Here is a 20230-nt window from a genome sequence, read left to right on the forward strand (position 1 = left end):
TTTTATTCACCTTTACTTAAAATCTGAACACGTCGTTGAAGACTTTTAATGGTAGCATGTTTCATACTTCCACCATCTTCACCATCAAGCGTCCATTTCACGTCCTGTTCACTCTCAACTGTAATTCGATCTGTTTTAAATGTTACCACGTATTCAGGATCATATGTTCGATTTAAAAAGTCGGTTAAAATACGATGAATATCAATCAAATTTTTAGGAGCTCGAATTAATGTTACCTCAAATAGTCCATCATTTAAATCCGCTTGATTTCCAAATGCATTTTTAATCCCTGCTACCGAATCCGAATTTGAAATCATTCCAAAAATATAATCTCCCTCAATAAAACCCTCACGATGATAAATTTTACACTGATAAGATTGAATCGTTGGAAGTTTCATTAATCCTTCAATTAAATAAGCAAGTCCCCCGAGCATATTTTTGCGCGGTTGTGGTGTTTCATAAGCTACGTCTGTAAAAGCCCCAAATGCAGCAACATACATAAAATAACGCTCATTAAACATTCCGATATCAATTGGCATTGGTTTCCCATTTAAACAGAGTTCAAGTGCTTTTGGAACATTTTTAGGAATACCAAGTGTTGATGCAAAATCATTAGTTGTCCCTGTTGGAATATAACCAATCGGAGTATTCCCATTTGCTTCAATTAAGCCAGTGATTACTTCGTTCAACGTTCCATCCCCACCACTTGCGATAACCAAATCATAACTTCGAGCGACTTTCATTTTACTCACAGCATCATGCTTAGCTTTCGTTGGATAAACTGTCACTTCATATCCAGCTAAACTAAACTGAGTGACAATCGATAAAAGGTAATCCTTGATCATCCCACGACCTGACGTCGGATTGATTATAAGTAACAGTTTTTTTAGCACACTAGGCACTTCCTTTCAAAAATTTAAAGTTTTATAGCATAGTATATTATAGCACTCTCTCACATAATAAAAACCTGATTTTTTGTAAAAAAATCAGGCTATTATTATACATCTATTTAATATTAAAGTGAAGCTTTTAACGCTTCTACTTTATCTAAGCGTTCCCATGGTAAATCTACATCAGTACGTCCGAAATGTCCATATGCAGCTGTTTGTTTATAGATTGGGCGTCTTAAATCTAACATTTGAATGATTCCCGCTGGGCGTAAATCAAAGTTTTGACGAATTACTTCGACGATTTTAGCATTCGTAGTTTTCCCTGTACCGAATGTATCAACCATAATTGAAGTAGGCTGTGCGACTCCAATTGCATATGATAATTGAATCTCAATTTTATCTGCATACCCTGCAGCAACTAAGTTCTTCGCCACATAACGTGCAGCATATGCAGCAGAGCGGTCTACTTTTGTTGCATCTTTACCTGAGAATGCTCCACCACCATGACGGGCATATCCTCCGTAAGTATCAACAATAATTTTACGTCCTGTTAATCCTGCATCTCCATGGGGTCCACCGATTACAAAACGTCCTGTTGGATTAACTAAATAACGAGTATTTTCAGTTACTAATTCTTGTGGTAATACTTCATCAAATACATATTTTTTGATATCTGCTTCGATTTGCTCATGAGTTACTTCTGGTGAATGTTGAGTCGATAATAATACAGTATCAATAGCTACTGGTTTTAAAGCTTCATCATATTCAACTGTTACTTGAGTTTTTCCATCTGGACGTAAATAGTCTAATGTTCCATTTTTACGAACTTCAGTTAAACGACGTGCTAATTTATGAGCTAACGAGATTGGTAATGGCATAAATTCTTCTGTTTCATTTGTAGCAAACCCGAACATTAAACCTTGGTCTCCTGCTCCGATTGCTTCGATTTCTTCATCACTCATTGAACCAGTACGAGCTTCTAACGCTTGGTCAACACCCATCGCAATATCAGCCGATTGTTCGTCAATTGCAGTTAACACAGCACATGTATCTGCGTCAAATCCATATTTTGCACGATCATAACCAATTTGACGAATTGTTTCACGGACTGTTTTTTGAATATCAACATACGAAGACGTTGTAATTTCCCCAAACACTAACACTAATCCAGTTGTTACCGATGTTTCACAAGCAACACGTGCCATTGGATCTTTGGCTAAGATCGCATCTAAAATTGAATCTGAAATCTGGTCAGCAATTTTATCTGGATGACCTTCTGTTACTGATTCTGATGTAAATAAACGACGTTCTGACACTATAATGTCCTCCTTCAATTCACATTAATACTCTATATTATTAAGCTTTAGATATAAAATCATGCTTCGGGCCGTTAATTTTTGCAATTAACTTGAATCTAATCCTATTTTCCACTAAATTATATTCTAACAATGGTTGTTACATCGCCTTCGCGATGTAAAGTTTGTCTAATTATAGATTTCATGCGTATTCACAAATACAGTGAATACACACTAATAGCACTAATGGATAACATCTGCAAAAAACGCAGATGTATAGTTCATCTATTCCGACAAAGCCGGAAAGATGAGCTAACAAAAAAAGCCCGCTATAAGCGGACTTGAATAGGTAGATTCAAACCCTCTTATTGCTCGAGTTAAACTCGCTTGGGTCGGCACCTTTCAATTTCAGAGGTTGCCGCGACTTCATAGGCCCCTATGCCTCCATCGCTCTTAATAAGAGTATATTATTGTAATTTTATTAAATTTAATTCTTATCTATTATAAAGCCTTTTTATTTATTTGTCAAATATTAGCGACTTATTCTGTAAAATCAAGTTCAACATTTGAAATAGCATCGAAGCGAGTCCCAATTTTCTCAGTTGTAATATGGATTTCTTTAACATCTTTCGACACACTATCAATATGCTTACTCAACTTATCCCATCGCTCTTTATAACGCTTGAATTCATCCCCTAATTTATTCAACTCCTGTTGAATAATTAAAGCATGTTGATCCCGTTCTAAATTATTTAAAATCACTTGAATCGTTGTCAGTGTTGACATAAAAGTTGTAGGTGACACAAGCCATACTCTTTTACGTTGCGAATAAGCTACTAAATCTGGGTGATAGGCATTAATCTCAGCAAAAATTGCCTCTGCTGGTAAAAACATCACAGCCTGATCTGAAGTTTCCTGTGGTGTCACATATTTATTGAAAATATCATCAATATGTTTCTTAACATCTTGTTTGAACTGTTTCTCTGCTAGTTGACGCTCTACCTCCCCTAAAGTTCGATCCATCATACGTTGATAATTTTCAAGTGGAAACTTCGAGTCAATCGGTAAATCCCCCATTGGAAGTGGAGCATGAAGCATGGCATCTACAATAGTTCCATTTGATAACTTATACTGAGTTTCATAAATACGATCATTCTTTTCACCGAAAACAGCTGCCATAATTTGATAAAGTTGCACCTCACCAAACGTTCCTCGACTTTTCTTATCTGATAACAGATTTTGTAGTGATACAATGTCCGTTGATAAACTTTCAATCTTTTTCTGTGCTTCATCAATCTTTGCTAAACGAACCAAAATATTTTGAAATGTCTCATTCGTCTTATTAAATGACTGATCTAGCCTCTCATTTACCTTATCGTTAATACGCAGCAAATTAAACTCAATCCGTTCATTTAACTTCGAAAAATCACTCTGTAATTGTTGATTCACCAAAGACGTATGCTGATTCAATTGATCTCGCATCACACGCTCAAACTGTCCATAACGCTCAAGCACTCGCTCATTCGCCTGATTAAAACTCCCACTTAACTGAAAATTAGCATCCTGAAGTCGCTTCTCCATTCGTTGTTGCTCCTCAAACAATTGTTTCACCTGCAAATCTAACTGTGGATTTTGACGACTTCTTGTATATAAATTTTGTCTGATTAAAATTAACAGTAATAAAAAAATAACCACAATTAATAAAATATAAACTACCGTCACTAATATCCCTCACTTCATCCATTTATTAACATTATTTTACCATATAAAAGAAAAGAACTTGAAGAATTAATCTTCAAGTTCTTTTTTCTCACCAAAATAATCTTTCACAATATAATTAGGACGTCCCTTAACCTCATTATAAATGCGACCAATATACTCTCCAATGACTCCTAAGAAGATTAACTGTACTCCTCCTAAGAATAACATGATACAAACCATTGATGACCAACCTGCCGTTGGGTTTCCATTGATCGCTGTATTAAAGAAAATGTATAGTAAATATGCAAATGCCACAAACGCCACTAAAACTCCTGTATAAGTTGCAAAACGAAGAGGCGCATTTGAAAATGCTGTGATTCCTTCAATTGCATAGTTAACAAGTTTCATGAAACTCCACTTTGTTTCACCCGCAACACGTTCAACGTGATCAAACTCTAGACAAATCGATTGATATCCAACCCATTGGAATAATCCTTTTGAGAAACGATTTGACTCTTTTAAACTAATTAAATCATCAACTGCACGACGACTTAACAAACGATAATCACGAGCTCCGTCAATGATTTCAACGTCACTCATGCGATTAATCACTTTATAAAACATATTGGCAAAGAAACTACGAATAGGTGGCTCTCCATCACGATTACGACGTCGTGTATAAATATTTTCATATCCATCTTCGTAAAGCTTAACCATTTTAGGTAAAAGCTCCGGTGGATCCTGTAAATCAACATCCATAATAACGACGGCTTCTCCACGAGCATATTCCATTCCTGCAAGCATCGCTGCTTCTTTTCCAAAGTTACGAGAAAAATCAATTAAGCAAACACGCTCATCTTTTTCACGCAACGCTTTAATTAATGGGACTGTCTGATCTTTTGAACCATCATTCACATAAACAAATTCAAATTCATATCCATTAATTTCATTCGTTACTTTTATAATTTCTTCATAAAAACGTTCAACTGTTTCTTGTTCATTGTAACACGGTACAATAATGGAAATCAGCTTCCCCATTAAGTCCACCACCTAAAATAATTTGATACTTAATTATATCATAAATTTACAAATTTATTGACGCTTTATTTTTTGAATCATCTGTGTAAACTCACCAAATCCATAACTGGCTAATACAACAAAGACCGGTAAATAAATCATTAGATACCTAGAGCGAGTTTCCCAAATTAATAGAAATAACATCACTCCAAATACCGATATCGTCATAACACTTTCAAAACATAGTTTATCTTTTAAAATACGGATACTACTTAACCACATTAAAAATAAAATTACAACATGAACCATTTGACTTAAATATAAGTATGGTAGGTTTTTATCCCCAAAAATATAATCTTGATAATTATTTGTAACAATTGGCTCACGCTTTAATTTCTCTGGAGCAAAATATGTTCCATCTGACCACGTAAAATTCAACTTAGAATTCAAATGGTTGATAAATCCACCCACTCCAAAAGCTTCTAATCGTTCCTTCATTAGACGAATGTGTTGTGCTTGAATCTCATCATTTGACCAACCACTATCTTTTAAAAATCGCGTCATATTCGTATCCTCATCATCATATCCACCTAATCCTTTAAGTCCCATCATCACCCAATGTGTCTTTGGAAATCCTACTTCACTCGATGCAACAGGAATCAACGGTTTTATGGCGAGTTTATAACTCATCATCGTCACTAATACCATTAAAATGAGCGGTGCACTTAATCTAATGAATCCGTCTTTTCTCGTTAAGAAATAATGAATTAAAATAGCCACCAAAACAACTAAAGCATGCGTCTTCAAAAGGCCTCCAAGACCTAGTACTAATCCTAAAGTTACTAACAATCCTATTTCTTTTTTAGGAGAACGATAAATCTTTGCATACAAATAAAGTGATAAAATAGGTAAAATCATGCCTAAGGTATCGGTGTACACAATAGTAGTATATGTATAAAATGGTGTAATTAAAATAGATAAAATGCTAAATAAAGTAGCTCGTTGTAAGCCATACATTTCTTTAATAAACCAATACATAATCCATACCGATAAAAATACAATACTTAAATTCACCACTATTAACGGCTTTAACAGATCAGTAAATCCCATAAACCTAAATATCTTAAACAACCCTGTTACTAATAACAAGATTGGAAGGTTATTAGGGCAGTAGAAATAAAAATACTGATCTATTTGTCGAAACTGAATCGATAAATCATACGCCTCATCATACACTTTTCCAAAATCCCATGTTGGATTAACTGTAAAATAACGTGCAAAGAAAAACTGTAATATAATTAAAATAATAAAACTCCCTATTGATATAACCATTAATCTTTTCTCATTACACTTTTCAAGTCTTTTATTTAAAAAGTATAAGCCACTTAATACAATAATGACTCCGAATAAAATCACGACAGGATTCATTATTTTAAATATTTTAAATGGAAATATGCTTGTATTTAATAAAATGTACCCAAAAACAATGACAAATACAACATTAAATAATGTCATTAATCCTAACTTTATACCAGAAATATTCATAAAAATCTCCTTTTTATTACCTACCTTTATTTTCACATAAAAAACCTTGGTTCATTCATATTAACCAAGGTTTTTTTTCTGTTTATTCTTCTTTTTCAACTTCCGGTAAAACTTCTATTTTTACTTTTTTAATACGGCGATCTTCAACTTCAATAATCGTAAAAACTAAGTGATGATACTGATACATATCGCCGATATCGGGAATATCCTCAATCTTTGAATACATCCAACTTCCTAGAGAATAAGCATCTTCTGGAATATCTAAATCTATATCCATAATATCAAATAATTCATCTAAATCAATATCAGCTTTCGCCTCATATAAAGTATCACTTTTTTTCGTAACTAATTGTTCTTCTTCATCATGTTCATCATAAATTTCCCCAACCACTTCTTCTAAAACATCTTCCATAGTCACGAGTCCAGCTGTTCCACCATATTCATCCGCAACAATTGCAATGTGTTGTTTTTCAAATTGTAATCGAGTTAATAAATCTGATACACGCATCGTATAAGAAACATACATTGGGTCTCTCATAATATCTACAATATTTATATCTTCAACTGAACCTTTTTCAATAATTTCAGCAAATAAATCACGTTGATATAAAATCCCTATAATATTGTCCCGCGATTCCTCGTAAACAGGAATGCGCGAATATTTCTCTTCTAGAAAAACATTTTTTATATCTTCATTGGAATCATGAATACTTACAGCTGTGACATCTACTCGAGGCGTCATAATATCCTTAACAAAAGTTTCACTTAAATCAAGAACACTTTGAAGCATCTCAACTTCATCTTGCTGTAATACACCCTCTTCCTCCATTGTATCAATGATTACGTTCAACTCATCTTCAGTCACAGATGGTTCTTCCTCTTGCTTTGTGTATAGCTTAGCTACAAAATCTTTTAAAATCATAAAAAGCTTAATAACAGGCTTCAAGATAATAATTAAAGTATAGTAAGTCGAACCAATCGCTAATGAGAATCGTTCAGCATTTTCCTTAGCATAAGATTTAGGTAAAATCTCACCAAAAATAATAATTAGAATCGTCATAACTCCTGTTGCAACTGCAGCGCCTGACGCGCCTAATAAATCGGTTGCTACAATAGTTGCAATCGATGCCGATGCTAAATTAACAACGTTATTTCCAATTAAAATAGCGAGTAATACTTCATCAAAACGCTCAGCTACATTTAATGCTTTTTTAGCACCTGGTCTTCCTTCATCGGCATACTGACGTAAACGAATCAAATTTACACTCGAAAAAGCAGTTTCTGAAGCACTAAAAAATGCTGATAAAATAATCATACCAACAAGTATTAAATAATACATGGACGGGTCCAAAATAATTCACACTCCTATAATTTCATAATTATGTAATTTTTTTATGTAGAATACTATATCAATTTCATTTGTATTTGTCAATATTCTCGATTTGTTTATACAGTTTCCACACATTTAAATCTTCTATTTTTTATCATTAATCGACATTTTAAATACATAGCATTCTTATAAATTTGCTATAAAAAAAACTCTAAACATCTACTTTATTATGGTAGACACTTAGAGTTTTCATGCTTTTTCAAAAAATAATTAATAAAAATCTAAAGGATTTGGCGCATAACTTGGTTGGCTTCCTGTATTCGTACGAATCTCAAAATGTAAGTGAGTTCCTGTCGAATTTCCAGTATTTCCAGCTCCACCAATTAATTGACCAGCTTCCACAATATCTCCAGCCTTAACATTCATAGAATTTAAGTGAGCATAACGTGTATAATAACCATTTTTATGATTTATTAGAATGACATTTCCATAAGCTGCATTATAACTTGCACTCACAACAACTCCATTATCAGCTGCATAAACAGATTGCCCCGTACTAGCAGAAATATCAATTGCATAATGTCCGCTATAACATAAATAACCACATGTTACGTTACGTGATGTCGTTGGCCATACCCAGTTTCCAGTTCCTACTCCTGAGACAACCTTTGTTCCTCGAATAATGACCTCTTTAACTGGTTCTGAAAGTTGAGTTTCTTCAACCACTGTTGAATTTGTTTGCTCACCATTCACATATTCGACTTTGGTACGCGTTAAAAACTCACCATTTTGACCCGTTTGTGTCACCTTAGTTTGTCCTTTTAACATCGTCTCATCATCAATATATTCTGTTTCATAAGAAATTGGTGCAACATTAACTTTCTCTTGTTCCGTTTGAACATGGATGATTGGATTTAATGGTGTTACATCTAACTCCATTCCTAATAACTCACCCCATTTTAAACCTTCCACCTGAGGGTTTAATAGGATAAGCTCTTCCTCTGTTAAACCATAATCACGAGCAATATACCAAAGAGACGAATCCTCTCCAAATGTGACAGTCTGTTGTGGCTCCTTTTGACCATATAACATCATACGACGCATTTGGTCAGCTGTTAACACCTCATCAGGTGCTGCATAACTTGATTCAACTTTAACAGGTTCTACAACTTTAGCTCCAATATATTGAGATCCCGTCTCTGATAAAGCTTGAATTGGATTTTCTGTATCCATAATTTTAGCTAAATTTTCAGTACCTGTATAATACTTCATTAAATCCATTAATGTTGATTCAACAACAGCTGTATCTTTTACCGCAAACTTTTGCTCTCCAATTGTCACAACATTTGTTGACGTTTTAAAATCCGCTTTTTCTGCTACTTGTGATAAGACAGCTTGATTATCAATTGAATCAACTGGTAATAAAGTTACTTCTTCCTCCACACGAACATTCGTCGGTGCATAGATGACTTGATCTGGATATTGTTGTAATAATTCTTTCATATGATTTTCAATGAAAGTATCATATTCTTCTTTATTGTTGATTAATCCAACAACTTCATCATTTATATAAATTCGATAAACTACATGTTGATTATTTGGGGTTACCGTTTGAGCATGTGTTACCTGCTGCTGACTGTTTGCAAACATCATCGTTGCAATAACTGCCCCAACTAATTTTTTCTTCATCATTACGACCTCCATACTTTGTTAAACTCTAACAAAGTTCCCTACGTCTTGGTGACTTAGTATATTTTTAAAATTTTATTCAACTTCTCTCTTAAGTTCTATTCAATTGTTCCATATAGATATGTCCAACTTGTGTTCTAAATGTGAAAAACCCTGCTTTTTTATTATAAATCAAACATTTTATCAGAAAATATACTATTTTTCTACAGAAATACATCATTTTTAAAACTTTATTATCTCTTACTTATGTATCCGTTTTCTCCATTGTGTTTTTAAGCAGAAAATACAAAAAAAACCTCTATTTTTGCTAAAAATAGAGGTTCTTTGAAAAATTTTAATTATTTTGATAATTCAAAAATAACAGTTTCATATGGTCTTAATTCTAAAGAAGATAATTGATAATCAAATTCTTTGTAGTTTGATAGGATAATTTGTTTCACTTCTCCATCAAATGAACGTGTTACTGTCTCTTCGCTAAAGTTCGCTACTAATAATAATTTTTTATCTTCATTTTCACGAATATAAGCAAAAATATGCTCATCTTCTGGAAGTAATAATTCATATTTACCGTAAACAATAACATCGCTAAATTCAGTATTTTTACGTAAATTAATTAATTTTTTATAGTGATGGAAAATCGAATCTTTATTTTCTAACGCATCTTTCACGTTAATTTCCGTATAGTTTGGATTTAATTCTAACCATGGCGTAGCGTTTGTGAAACCTGCATTTACTGAGTTATCCCATTGCATTGGTGTACGGGCATTATCACGTCCATTTTTCCAAATTGCATCCATCATTTCTTCATGTGTATAACCTTTTTTGATATTATCACGATAGAATTGTAAAGTTTCAATATCATTATATTGTTCTAATTTTTCAAAATGAACATTTGTCATCCCAATTTCTTCACCTTGATATACGTATGGTGTTCCTTGCATTAAATGTAGGATTGAAGCAAACATTTTAGCTGTTTCAACACGGTACTCTTTATCATTTCCCCAACGAGAAACAATACGAGGTAAATCATGATTGTTCCAGAATAATGAATTCCATCCTTCTCCATCAAGTGATGTCTGCCATTTACTTAAAATTTGTTTAAATTTAAGGAAATCAAATTGAGTTGGACGCCATTTTCCTTCTTGAGGATGCCAATCGATTGAAGCATGTTCAAATTGGAAAACCATTGATAACTCATGACGTTTTGGATCTGAATATAGTTTTGCAATTTCAGGTGTTGCACCCCATGTTTCTCCTACCGTTAAAACATCGTAGTTTCCGAATGATGCTTTATTCATTTCTTGTAATAATGGATGTAGACGAGGTCCATTTCCTGTAATTTTTTTATCTACCTCTTTACCAATTAAATCAATTACATCCATACGGAATCCACCGATTCCTTTTTCTAACCAGAAATTCATCATCTTATGAACTTCTTCTTGTACTTTAGGATTTTCCCAGTTTAAATCTGGTTGACGCTTACTAAATAAATGGAAATAATACTGACCTGTTGTTTCATCATAATTCCATGCAGGCCCCGAGAAAGTCGAACCTAAATCATTCGGAACTCCGCCATCTTCTGCAGGATCTCGCCAGATATAATAATCACGATATGGATTATCTTTTGATTTTTTAGCTTCTAAAAACCATGGATGCTCATCTGAAGTATGATTCACTACTAAATCCATAACAATACGGATTCCACGAGCATTCGCTTCTTTAATCAACTCATCCATATCTGCCATTGTCCCAAATTCAGGAGCAATATCTTGATAATCAGAAATATCATATCCATTATCATCCATTGGAGATTTATAAACCGGTGATAACCAAATCACGTCAATTCCTAATTCTTTTAAGTAATCTAATTTTTCAATAATTCCTCTTAAATCCCCTACTCCATTTCCACTTGTATCTTTAAAGCTTCTTGGATAGATTTGATAAACAACTGATTTATGCCACCACTTTTTCTCCATCATAATTCCTCCCTGAAATTCATTCCTTATCGAAACGATTCAATTTCTAACTTTATTATAGATACTGCCATTTAAAAACTCAATTAAAAAGAATTGTAAAACCGTTTACTTATTGATCTCAGATTTTTAAAAAAGCCACCTCCTGTAAACAAGAGATGACTAATAAGCCATAACTATTTTAAGATGCTTTCAATTTGATCATCAATTTGTCTAACTGCTGTATCTAAAATAGATTGAATTTGATCGGGCATTGATACAAATTCCTTAGCGGCTTCTTTGTAAGGTAAATATAAATAATTAAATTCAGACTGATTCGGCAGTGGTAAAGATCGATGCAACTGTTTTTTTACAACCGTATAATACTCATCCTGTGAAATTGGGACTTCATAATCAACCGGTGCAATGGAACGATTATATTCATAACGAGCAGTAGCTACATCAACACTTAATAAAAATCTAAAATACTCTTTTGCTAAATCTTTATTTTGACTATATTTCGTTAATTGATACGTATCAATCTTCATATACGTATATGGTAAAACATCTTCTTTAAAATTAGGAATTGCTTGATATCCTAAATTATCATAACTTTCACTTAGTGAATTAACTAACTTAGCGGGTGCAATCATTAAATTGGCTTTACTATTAAGGAATGATTTGTAAATATCCCCTTCATTATTATAAAATGCACTTGGCTCTAATAGTTGTAACATCATCGATAAGCCTAAAATAGATTCCTCTTTGTTTAATCCAATATCATAAAAATTCGTATCTCCAAAATTATCAATCCCAACCGTATATCCCCCAAAACCAGTCACAAATGGTGTTATATGATAAATATCTTGATAATCAATAACTAACGATACATCTGAATAATCGTCTAACGCATTAAATGCGCTTAAACCCTCTGGAAATTTCGACTTATCATAAAATAAAATATCCGTATCCGCATTATAAGGTACCCCATAATACTCCCCTTTAAATTTAAAGCCTGATTTAACAGCAGGTAAAATATTTAATTCCTCAAAAATATCACTAATTGGACTCAATGCATTCATTTGAACCAACTGAGAAATTAAGGTATGGGATAACGTAATTACATCCGGATAATCAGGAGTTCCAACATATAATGGAAGATTAGAAACGACTTGTTCAGAGGTCATAATTTTCATCTCAATCTTCACTCCGTACTTCTCTTCAAATTGCTCATTTAATTTACTTAAGACTTTAAACTCATCACTACTTACCCAAACTCTTAAAATATCTTCTTCTAATAAATCTAAACGATTAATATTTTGATATAAACCCACTGAAACCATAATAAAAAAACAATATAGATAAACTTTTTCACCCAATCACCCTTTGTTTTCCATTTAATCTAATTATATCAAAAAAAAGGGGAAGTCTAAAGACTTCCCCTCGGAGTTTACAATTTATTTAATCTTTTTAAGCGCTGAAGTTAAACGTGGCGCAATAATCTCATATACCGTTAAAACTAATAATCCTTTTAAAGCATTAAATGGAATATAAACAAATGCAATCGCTGCACCGTATCCTAAATCAAATGATAACCCCGGAATAAATGAACTTAACGTTGTCCACTCTCTAATCTGTGTAAACCAGAAATTCCCGAAATAAATTGGCGTAATAAAGAAGTAGTTACAAATTGTTAAAACCGCACTAAATCCTGCAATCACTAAGAAAAAGCGAAGAGCTTTCTTCATGAAGCTTGCCCCATCGATATACTTTTTAACTAATACATATAAACAAGCAATCGTTGTTGAAGCAATAAATGCTGTAATCACACCAATTCCATATGGAGTCGTAAGCCCCATTATCATCACATGAACTAAAGACTTAATCGCTGCTAATAAAATGGCTGGCCATAAACCAAAAATTTCAACTGTTAATAAAACGACTAATTCACTTAGATCAAACTTTAAAAATGGTACCGGTGGATATGGAATTTCAATAAACATTAAGATCGCACCTAATGCCGCTAAAACGCCAAGTAAAACTAAATTTTTTGTGTTCTTAAAAATACTGTTTGAGTTTTTCATATACTCTCCTCCTAAAGATAGATTTGTAAATATTCGTAAAATCCTTTTTAAAATATAGTTGTACCTTAGATAAGTATTAATTCTATTACTAAAACAAATTTCTATTAATAGTATTTATTAATCCCTATTCAAAATAGCTATAAAAATAAAAAAGATCTCACGTAATAAATCTTCGTGAGATATCTCTAAAAAAGAGTATATCAAAAACGAATCTTCTCCCATCCAGACTTTCACTGTCGGCTCTGGAATCACACCAGATCAACCTTTCGGCTTGCGGGCTAATACCGCCGGTAGGGACTCTCACCCTGCCTCGAAGATTTATTAGTTTTTTAATTTACACGCTTATTGTAGCCCACTCCATTAAAACTGTCAAGTCAGACGCACCAAAACCTACCATTTTCTTCTAGAGTGAATCATGACCTTATAATTTTGTGGATTCGCATACGTTTCAACGAACTCTAAAACCTGCCCATTCATCAAAACAGACGTCAACTCCATATAAATCAATGGATCATTTAACGGAACTTCAAGTAACCCCGCTACCAACTCATCAGCTTTAATCGCTGTTACCATTTGTGTTCCTGACGCAATCTTAACATTCAACTCCTGATCTAAATACGCATAAATCGAACGATGAATCACGGAGCGAGGTAACTCCTTAATCACTGATAATGGAATATAGTTATGTTCTAAAGTCATGGGTCTATCATCTGCCATACGCAATCTTAACAAACTATGCACCTTATCCCCAACTTTGATTTCTAAGTGATGAGCAATACGTTCATCTGCAATTATAATATCATAATCAACAACTTTAGTATGTGGCTTCATTCCCTTACTAATAATCTCTGATGTAAATCCAACAAGCTCTGCTACAGGCTCATGTAATTTATTATCTGCTACAAAAGTTCCCACTTTTTCCTTACGATAAAGCTTTCCTTCCTTAATTAATTCCTCAATTGCTTTTCGTGCTGTCATACGTGAAACATCATACTTCATTGCTAAATCTCGTTCTGATTGAATCATTGCATTCGGTACCAATGATTTAATTTCTTCTTCAATAAGTAGTTTAACCTTTAAATATGCTGGTTGTGCCATAACTCATCCCTCTTACCAAATAAAGGAGACTATTAAAAAGTCTCCTTACTCTTCTTGTTGAATTAATTGTTGATAACTACTCGAAATATCATCATAGTTAAATCCCTTACGCATCAGGGCATTTACAATTTTAACTTTCTTATCATAACCGCTTAATGCCTGATGTCTTCTAAATAACTTTTCCATTTCTTTAACTAAAATGCGTTGATCTGAGTCTTCATCTTCAAATTCAATCTGATTAATCGCCTTCTCAATCACAAAGCGACTAAATCCTTTATTCATTAAATGCTGAGATACTTTTTGCTTTATAAAATGTGGACCATATTTCGTATTAGTTTTAAGCACCTGATTTGCTAATTTCATTGCATTTTCAAGCTGAGTGTCATCATCATATAATTTCAAATGCTTGTCAATTAAACGAGAGGAAACTCCTTTTTTCAATAGATCCTGAGAAATACCAGCTGGACCCTTTTTCCCCATAATCGAATGGTGCGAAATATAAGATATAGCATACTGTTCATCATTTAATAATCCAACGTTCGTTAAACGCTCCAGTACCTCTTTAATCATTAAAGATTCATATTCTTTAAGTTCTAGTTTTTGATAAATTTCTGCAGTGGTATAAGATTTACGACTTAAAAGATTTAAGGCGTACTGATAAGCACGTCCTAAATCTAATTTCGATTGAAGCTCTTCATAAATCGCTTCATCTAATTCCTTTCCCGCTACTAATCGATATTTTAAAACAATCTCTTCATGAACCGCTAAAACTTGAGTTAATCCTGATTCATCTAAAATCGTAACTTCATAGTCTAATCCTTTTAAATGCTCAAGCTTTAAAACTTTATAACACTTGTTGTTCATAATATTCTTCACTATCTTTTAACACATCTTCTACAATATTCTTAGCAGAATAAGGACGTGATAATTGGTTAATATTCTGTTTCATTTCTTCAAGCATTCCCTCTTCATTTAAAATAATGAGTACATGATAAATTAACTCAGATTCACTTGAAACGATGACAGATGCTCCTTTTTCTTCAAAATAACGGGCATTTTCAAGTTCTTGCCCATAAACAGGATTATATAAAATAACTGGGACTGACTTTACCGCGGCTTCAGTTAATGAAATACCTCCCGGCTTAGTCACCATTAAATCAGCGATATCTAAGAGTTCATTCATCTCTTTACAATATCCTAACACTTGTAAGTTAGCGTAACTGGCTTTAACTTCCATCATTTTCTCATACATTTTATGATTGTTTCCACAAACCACTACAACTTGGATCTCCGGTTGTGATGCTAAACGAGTGGCAATCTCATCAACATGAGAAACAACACCGTATGCTCCAGCAGAAACGACAACCGTTCGTTTATTAGGATCTAACTGATATTTTTCATAGATTTCAGATTTAGGATGTTTTTTATAAAATTTAGAATTGATTGGTATTCCTGTTAACATGAATTGGTTTTGAGAAAGTCCATTTGCAACGCCCCAAGCAACCATTTTATTACTTGCAACATAATGGCGACGAGCTCCTTTATACAACCATAATCCACTCGCATAATAATCAGTAATAACTGTGTAAATAGGAATTTTAAATCCCTTTTCTTCAAGTGTATATAAAGACGTTACCGGAAACACACTGATAATAGCATCAGGTTTAAACGAATTAATCTTATTGCGAAGTGAGCGAATTCCGAATTCTAAATAAGGTTTTAAAATTTTAGCATGAATTGAATCATGAATAGCATAGCTTGAACCGTAATATAACATACGATAAAGATCTTTTCCAATTGGTTTATATGTTTTTAAATACGCCTTTTGTAAAGTTTTTGATAAAGTCGGAAATTCTTCAGAATATAAATCATATTCCTCTACAATTACATTTTCATGTTTCATAAACTCTTCAGTTAGAGCGCTAGAAACTTGTAAATGCCCACTTCCAAACGGAGCTGTTAATATTAATACTTTCGTTGAACGAGTCATTTTTCCCTCTCCTTCTTTATTTAGGTAATATTAAAGTTGAAAGACTAATCAATATAATAGCACAAATTAATAGTTGTATCTATATTGTTCCTTTAGCTTACCACTCTTAGACATAAAAACTCTTTTTTCTTAAGAATTTTTAAGTTTTAAACTAGTTCAGAAAATAAAACCATCTCAATATTTAATAACGTATTAATCTTTATTAATCTATAATCAATTATCATTTGATTATCCTATTTTTATTCAGTACTAACTTGATAAAAAGGGGACCTCCAGTATCTAAAGGTCCCCTTTTTATTATTTTGATTTGTATGGGACATTTAAATATTGGAGTGTCGCTTTAACCACAGCTTCTCCCCACTTCTCATAATTAGCCTTCCATTCATTGCTATCTTTCACATTATCGATATAAGCATATTCAATTAACATGGTTTCAGGACCATAGTTTGGAATAGCTTTATAATTATCATTATACTTTAATAAAGTAGAAGCTTGTGTCGCTTTTCCACCTGTTTCACGAATAATATATAAATAATCCATATAATCATTTTGGCAACCATATGTCGTTACATAGTCAGAATCTTTACATAAATAGTACTTTTTATAAGATCCCTCTGACACTCTAAACTCACTTTTTTCCGAATCTCGTGGACCCTGACCTGCTGCAGTTAAAGCAGAAGCTACAAGTTCTCCCCATTCATTGGTCGCAGAAACTGGCGTATAAACTTCAAACCCTTCTAATGATTTATCATAAGAATTTAAATGATTTGAAATCATGTATTTAGGTTGGTATTGATACGCCTGTTCAACTCGCCCCTCTTCATAATAAGGAGATTCATTATAATCAAAGTTTCCTTTTCCAGCTGGATCTAGATCTTCCGTTCTCGTCATCTTAACTTTCAATCCATGATCTTCTAAACGAGACGTAATATAGTTTGCAATTTTAAGTACTTCTTCTGCTTCTAATAAATTATTGAATGCTGTTCCTGTATCCAATCCACCATGCCCTGGATCTATTAAAATATCATAGACATCCTCTGGTAACTCAGTCACATCTTTCACATCAATAGCTAGCATTCCTTGGTACGTCTTAACTTCGATATGCTTTGCAATGCCATCTCTTTGAATCGTATACCATTCATCAAACACTTTGTCATGTGTATAAATCGGTTCATTATTAAAATATAAATAATATCGCCCTGCTTCTAAATTTGCTAACTGAATTCCTTTATTTGTCTCACTTTCATACTTTTCATTAACAACTTCTACACCTTCATGATTAACTAATTGATAAGTTTCAATCGTTTCAGCTGGCGTATTCACCTTAACATGTAATGACTCTGCATAAAAGTTATGCTCAACATAATCATAATGCTCTAATTGCTCATTAATTAGGATTAAATCTTTCCCTTCAAATGTTGGCGTTAAGGCACCCTGAGTTGAATGATTCAGTGTTGTTTTAGCATCTTCATCTTGAACAGTTGATGTAAAAATAACCCCTGATTGTTCCCCACTAAAAACAAGAGATAAAGCATGATATTCCTCTAAAGATACAATTGGAATCTCAACTTTAATACGAAGCGTATCCCCTTCTTTATTCATTTCCTTTGGAATAAACGATTCTAACACTTCTTCTTTAGAAGAAATTAATTGATAGCTTAATGATTTTAAATTTAAACTTTTTAGTTCTTGTTGATTTAAAACATGATCAAACGTCAGCCCATTGTCATCCATCAAAAAATTTTCAATCGATTGAGTAAATCGTTGATTATCTTTTTGTGTTGTAATCGTCTTTTTCAATGTATTCGAAAAGGCTAGCCCTTTTTTCTTTGCTTTAAACTCAATATGATATGCTGTTTCAGGTTGCCCAAGTTCAACTTCAAATGTCGTTTGACTTGAATCTAACTGATATACTTCATCATTGACTTTAATAACAATATCTTTATATTGCTCTACATCTAATGCTTCCCAACTCATCGTTAAATTAAATGAACTAGCTCCTACTTCCTCATTTAAATCATTTGTTATCCCGAACTGAACCAGTACCTTATCTGTTAACAAAGCTTTTATACCAAAGAATAAACTCAAAATAAGCAATAAACAAATTAAAATAAAAATACTAAAACGTACTTTATTAATTCTTCTTCGCTTTACTACTCTCTTCTTTCTATATGTATTTCCTCTATATTGATAATTTGTCATTCTCTTCACTCTTTCAAATACAATCTCTTTTTTTACTTCAATTAGTGTTTTCTAAAAATCAATAATCTTACCTAATCAAATGAAGTCCGACAATATTTTATCACAAAAAAGGAAATCATACGTGTTTTTACAAGATATTTCTAAAATTTTGAATTCTTCTTATCCCTTCCTTCAAAACATTATAATCACAACAATAAGATAAACGAACATAGCCAGAATCCTCTACCTCAAATGCGATTCCTGGAACAAGTGCCACCTTTTCATTTTCTAATAATTTAATCGCAAACTCCTTTGAAGACAATCCATACTCACTCGCATCTAAATACAAATAAAAAGCTCCATCAGGTCTCACAATATTCTTAAAATAAGGCTTCAGATTCTCATATGCATAATCACGATTTCTCTTATAATAAGACCTAATATTATCCAAAATCTCCGGATGCTTTAAAGCCTCGATAGCCCCATACTGAGAAACCGTGCTAACCGATGCTACCATATTATGATGTACCAACCCAACTAATTTCATATAGTGACGCGGTCCCATCACATACCCAACTCGCCACCCCGTCATCGCAAAAGACTTCGATAAACCATTCATCACAAACAATCGATTACGCAAATCATGATATTGACTAATAGATGGATACTCTTGATTATCAAACAAAAGCTCTCTATAAATCTCATCAGAAATCACAAAAATCGGTCTATCTTTAATGCACTCATAAATACATGCCAAATCTGATTCAGTCATCAACTTTCCTGTTGGATTACAAGGCGAATTTAAAATGATAGCCTTCGTCTTATCTGTGATCAAACTTAATAACTTCTCTTTTTCAATTCTCATACTTGTTGATAACATATCGTAAGGAACAACTGTACCACCATTCATCTCAGTATTACTTTGATAAAGTACAAATGAGGGATTAAAAACTATTACCTCATCCCCCTCCTCAAGAATAACCTTCAAAACAGCACTAATCGATTCTGAAACACCGTTTGTAATAATCATTTCATCCATCGTATACTCTTGATGAAATTTTTCCTTACAATATGCTAACAGTGCTTCTTTCAACTCAGGAACTCCAAAAAAATTCGCATACCCTAACGAATCTTTTAACAAACGACGATGTAAATCCTTGCGGATTAACTCATACGTCTCATGAAATAAATGAGGCTCCCCAAGTGTAAAATCAACGACATCATCATAGGAATCTGCTAAATTCTTCATTTCCCTGATAATCGAAGGATGGACCGTATTCAACCTTTTATTTACTCTCATCTTCATTGATTTATCTCCCTCCTCTATAACTAAACTATATGACTCAAAAACAAAAAATAGTCATAAGCTCATGCTCATGACTATTTTTTTAAAATGTTAACTACATTATACAAACTTGATATGAAATTTAAGACTCAAACTGAGCATCAATTTTAGAT

General features: G+C 33.0%; 15 protein-coding genes and 2 riboswitches. All 15 genes read right to left on the reverse strand.

All coding sequences use genetic code 11. The features are described 5' to 3' along the window. Positions 1-2 precede the first annotated feature (2 nt). The 15 genes from HMPREF9402_RS00460 to HMPREF9402_RS00530 all read right to left on the reverse strand — a co-directional run bounded on the left by HMPREF9402_RS00460 (position 3) and on the right by HMPREF9402_RS00530 (position 20078). A complete protein-coding gene (locus HMPREF9402_RS00460; protein ID WP_039930589.1) occupies positions 3-893 on the reverse strand; it encodes a diacylglycerol/lipid kinase family protein in 891 nt (296 codons plus the stop codon). A 122-nt stretch (positions 894-1015) separates the two neighbouring features. Then, positions 1016-2206, reverse strand: coding sequence for a methionine adenosyltransferase (gene metK / locus HMPREF9402_RS00465; protein WP_006783478.1), 1191 nt, complete (start codon positions 2204-2206; stop codon positions 1016-1018). Positions 2207-2547: 341 nt separating this feature from the next. Then, positions 2548-2648: riboswitch (SAM riboswitch) on the reverse strand. Between the two features lie 77 nt (positions 2649-2725). After that, positions 2726-3907 carry a DNA recombination protein RmuC gene (locus tag HMPREF9402_RS00470; protein ID WP_009606163.1) on the reverse strand — a complete coding sequence of 394 codons (1182 nt, stop codon included), beginning with the start codon at positions 3905-3907 and terminating at the stop codon, positions 2726-2728. Between the two features lie 66 nt (positions 3908-3973). After that, positions 3974-4924: a glycosyltransferase family 2 protein gene (locus tag HMPREF9402_RS00475; protein WP_006783480.1), complete on the reverse strand. Its 951-nt coding sequence runs from the start codon at positions 4922-4924 to the stop codon at positions 3974-3976. A 54-nt stretch (positions 4925-4978) separates the two neighbouring features. Beyond that, entirely contained in the window at positions 4979-6448 is a 1470-nt protein-coding gene (locus HMPREF9402_RS00480; RefSeq protein WP_009606159.1) for a glycosyltransferase family 39 protein, read from the reverse strand. Between the two features lie 82 nt (positions 6449-6530). Next, positions 6531-7799 (reverse strand): hemolysin family protein, encoded by a 1269-nt coding sequence (locus tag HMPREF9402_RS00485; RefSeq protein WP_006783482.1) that lies wholly within the window; start codon positions 7797-7799, stop codon positions 6531-6533. Positions 7800-8048: 249 nt separating this feature from the next. Continuing rightward, positions 8049-9467 (reverse strand): peptidoglycan DD-metalloendopeptidase family protein, encoded by a 1419-nt coding sequence (locus HMPREF9402_RS00490; protein ID WP_229040205.1) that lies wholly within the window; start codon positions 9465-9467, stop codon positions 8049-8051. A gap of 338 nt (positions 9468-9805) precedes the next feature. Continuing rightward, entirely contained in the window at positions 9806-11446 is a 1641-nt protein-coding gene (locus HMPREF9402_RS00495; RefSeq protein WP_006783484.1) for a glycoside hydrolase family 13 protein, read from the reverse strand. A 170-nt stretch (positions 11447-11616) separates the two neighbouring features. Then, complete coding sequence (locus HMPREF9402_RS00500) at positions 11617-12762, reverse strand: sugar ABC transporter substrate-binding protein (RefSeq protein ID WP_009606165.1); 1146 nt, start codon at positions 12760-12762, stop codon at positions 11617-11619. A gap of 114 nt (positions 12763-12876) precedes the next feature. Then, positions 12877-13503 carry an ECF transporter S component gene (locus tag HMPREF9402_RS00505; protein ID WP_009606160.1) on the reverse strand — a complete coding sequence of 209 codons (627 nt, stop codon included), beginning with the start codon at positions 13501-13503 and terminating at the stop codon, positions 12877-12879. A gap of 206 nt (positions 13504-13709) precedes the next feature. Further along, positions 13710-13825: riboswitch (FMN riboswitch) on the reverse strand. Between the two features lie 68 nt (positions 13826-13893). Continuing rightward, positions 13894-14601 (reverse strand): GntR family transcriptional regulator, encoded by a 708-nt coding sequence (locus HMPREF9402_RS00510; RefSeq protein WP_006783487.1) that lies wholly within the window; start codon positions 14599-14601, stop codon positions 13894-13896. A gap of 45 nt (positions 14602-14646) precedes the next feature. Then, a complete protein-coding gene (locus tag HMPREF9402_RS00515; RefSeq protein ID WP_006783488.1) occupies positions 14647-15465 on the reverse strand; it encodes a RecX family transcriptional regulator in 819 nt (272 codons plus the stop codon). Next, positions 15446-16591, reverse strand: coding sequence for an MGDG synthase family glycosyltransferase (locus HMPREF9402_RS00520; protein WP_006783489.1), 1146 nt, complete (start codon positions 16589-16591; stop codon positions 15446-15448). Before HMPREF9402_RS00520 ends, HMPREF9402_RS00515 begins: the two co-directional genes overlap by 20 nt. 297 nt (positions 16592-16888) lie before the next feature. Continuing rightward, a complete protein-coding gene (locus HMPREF9402_RS00525; RefSeq protein ID WP_009606166.1) occupies positions 16889-18793 on the reverse strand; it encodes an N-acetylmuramoyl-L-alanine amidase family protein in 1905 nt (634 codons plus the stop codon). Positions 18794-18920: 127 nt separating this feature from the next. Beyond that, positions 18921-20078: a pyridoxal phosphate-dependent aminotransferase gene (locus HMPREF9402_RS00530; RefSeq protein ID WP_006783491.1), complete on the reverse strand. Its 1158-nt coding sequence runs from the start codon at positions 20076-20078 to the stop codon at positions 18921-18923. Positions 20079-20230: the final 152 nt, after the last annotated feature.

Origin of the sequence: Turicibacter sp. HGF1, from assembly GCF_000191865.1 — a bacterium.
Classification (GTDB): domain Bacteria; phylum Bacillota_I; class Bacilli_A; order MOL361; family Turicibacteraceae; genus Turicibacter; species Turicibacter sanguinis.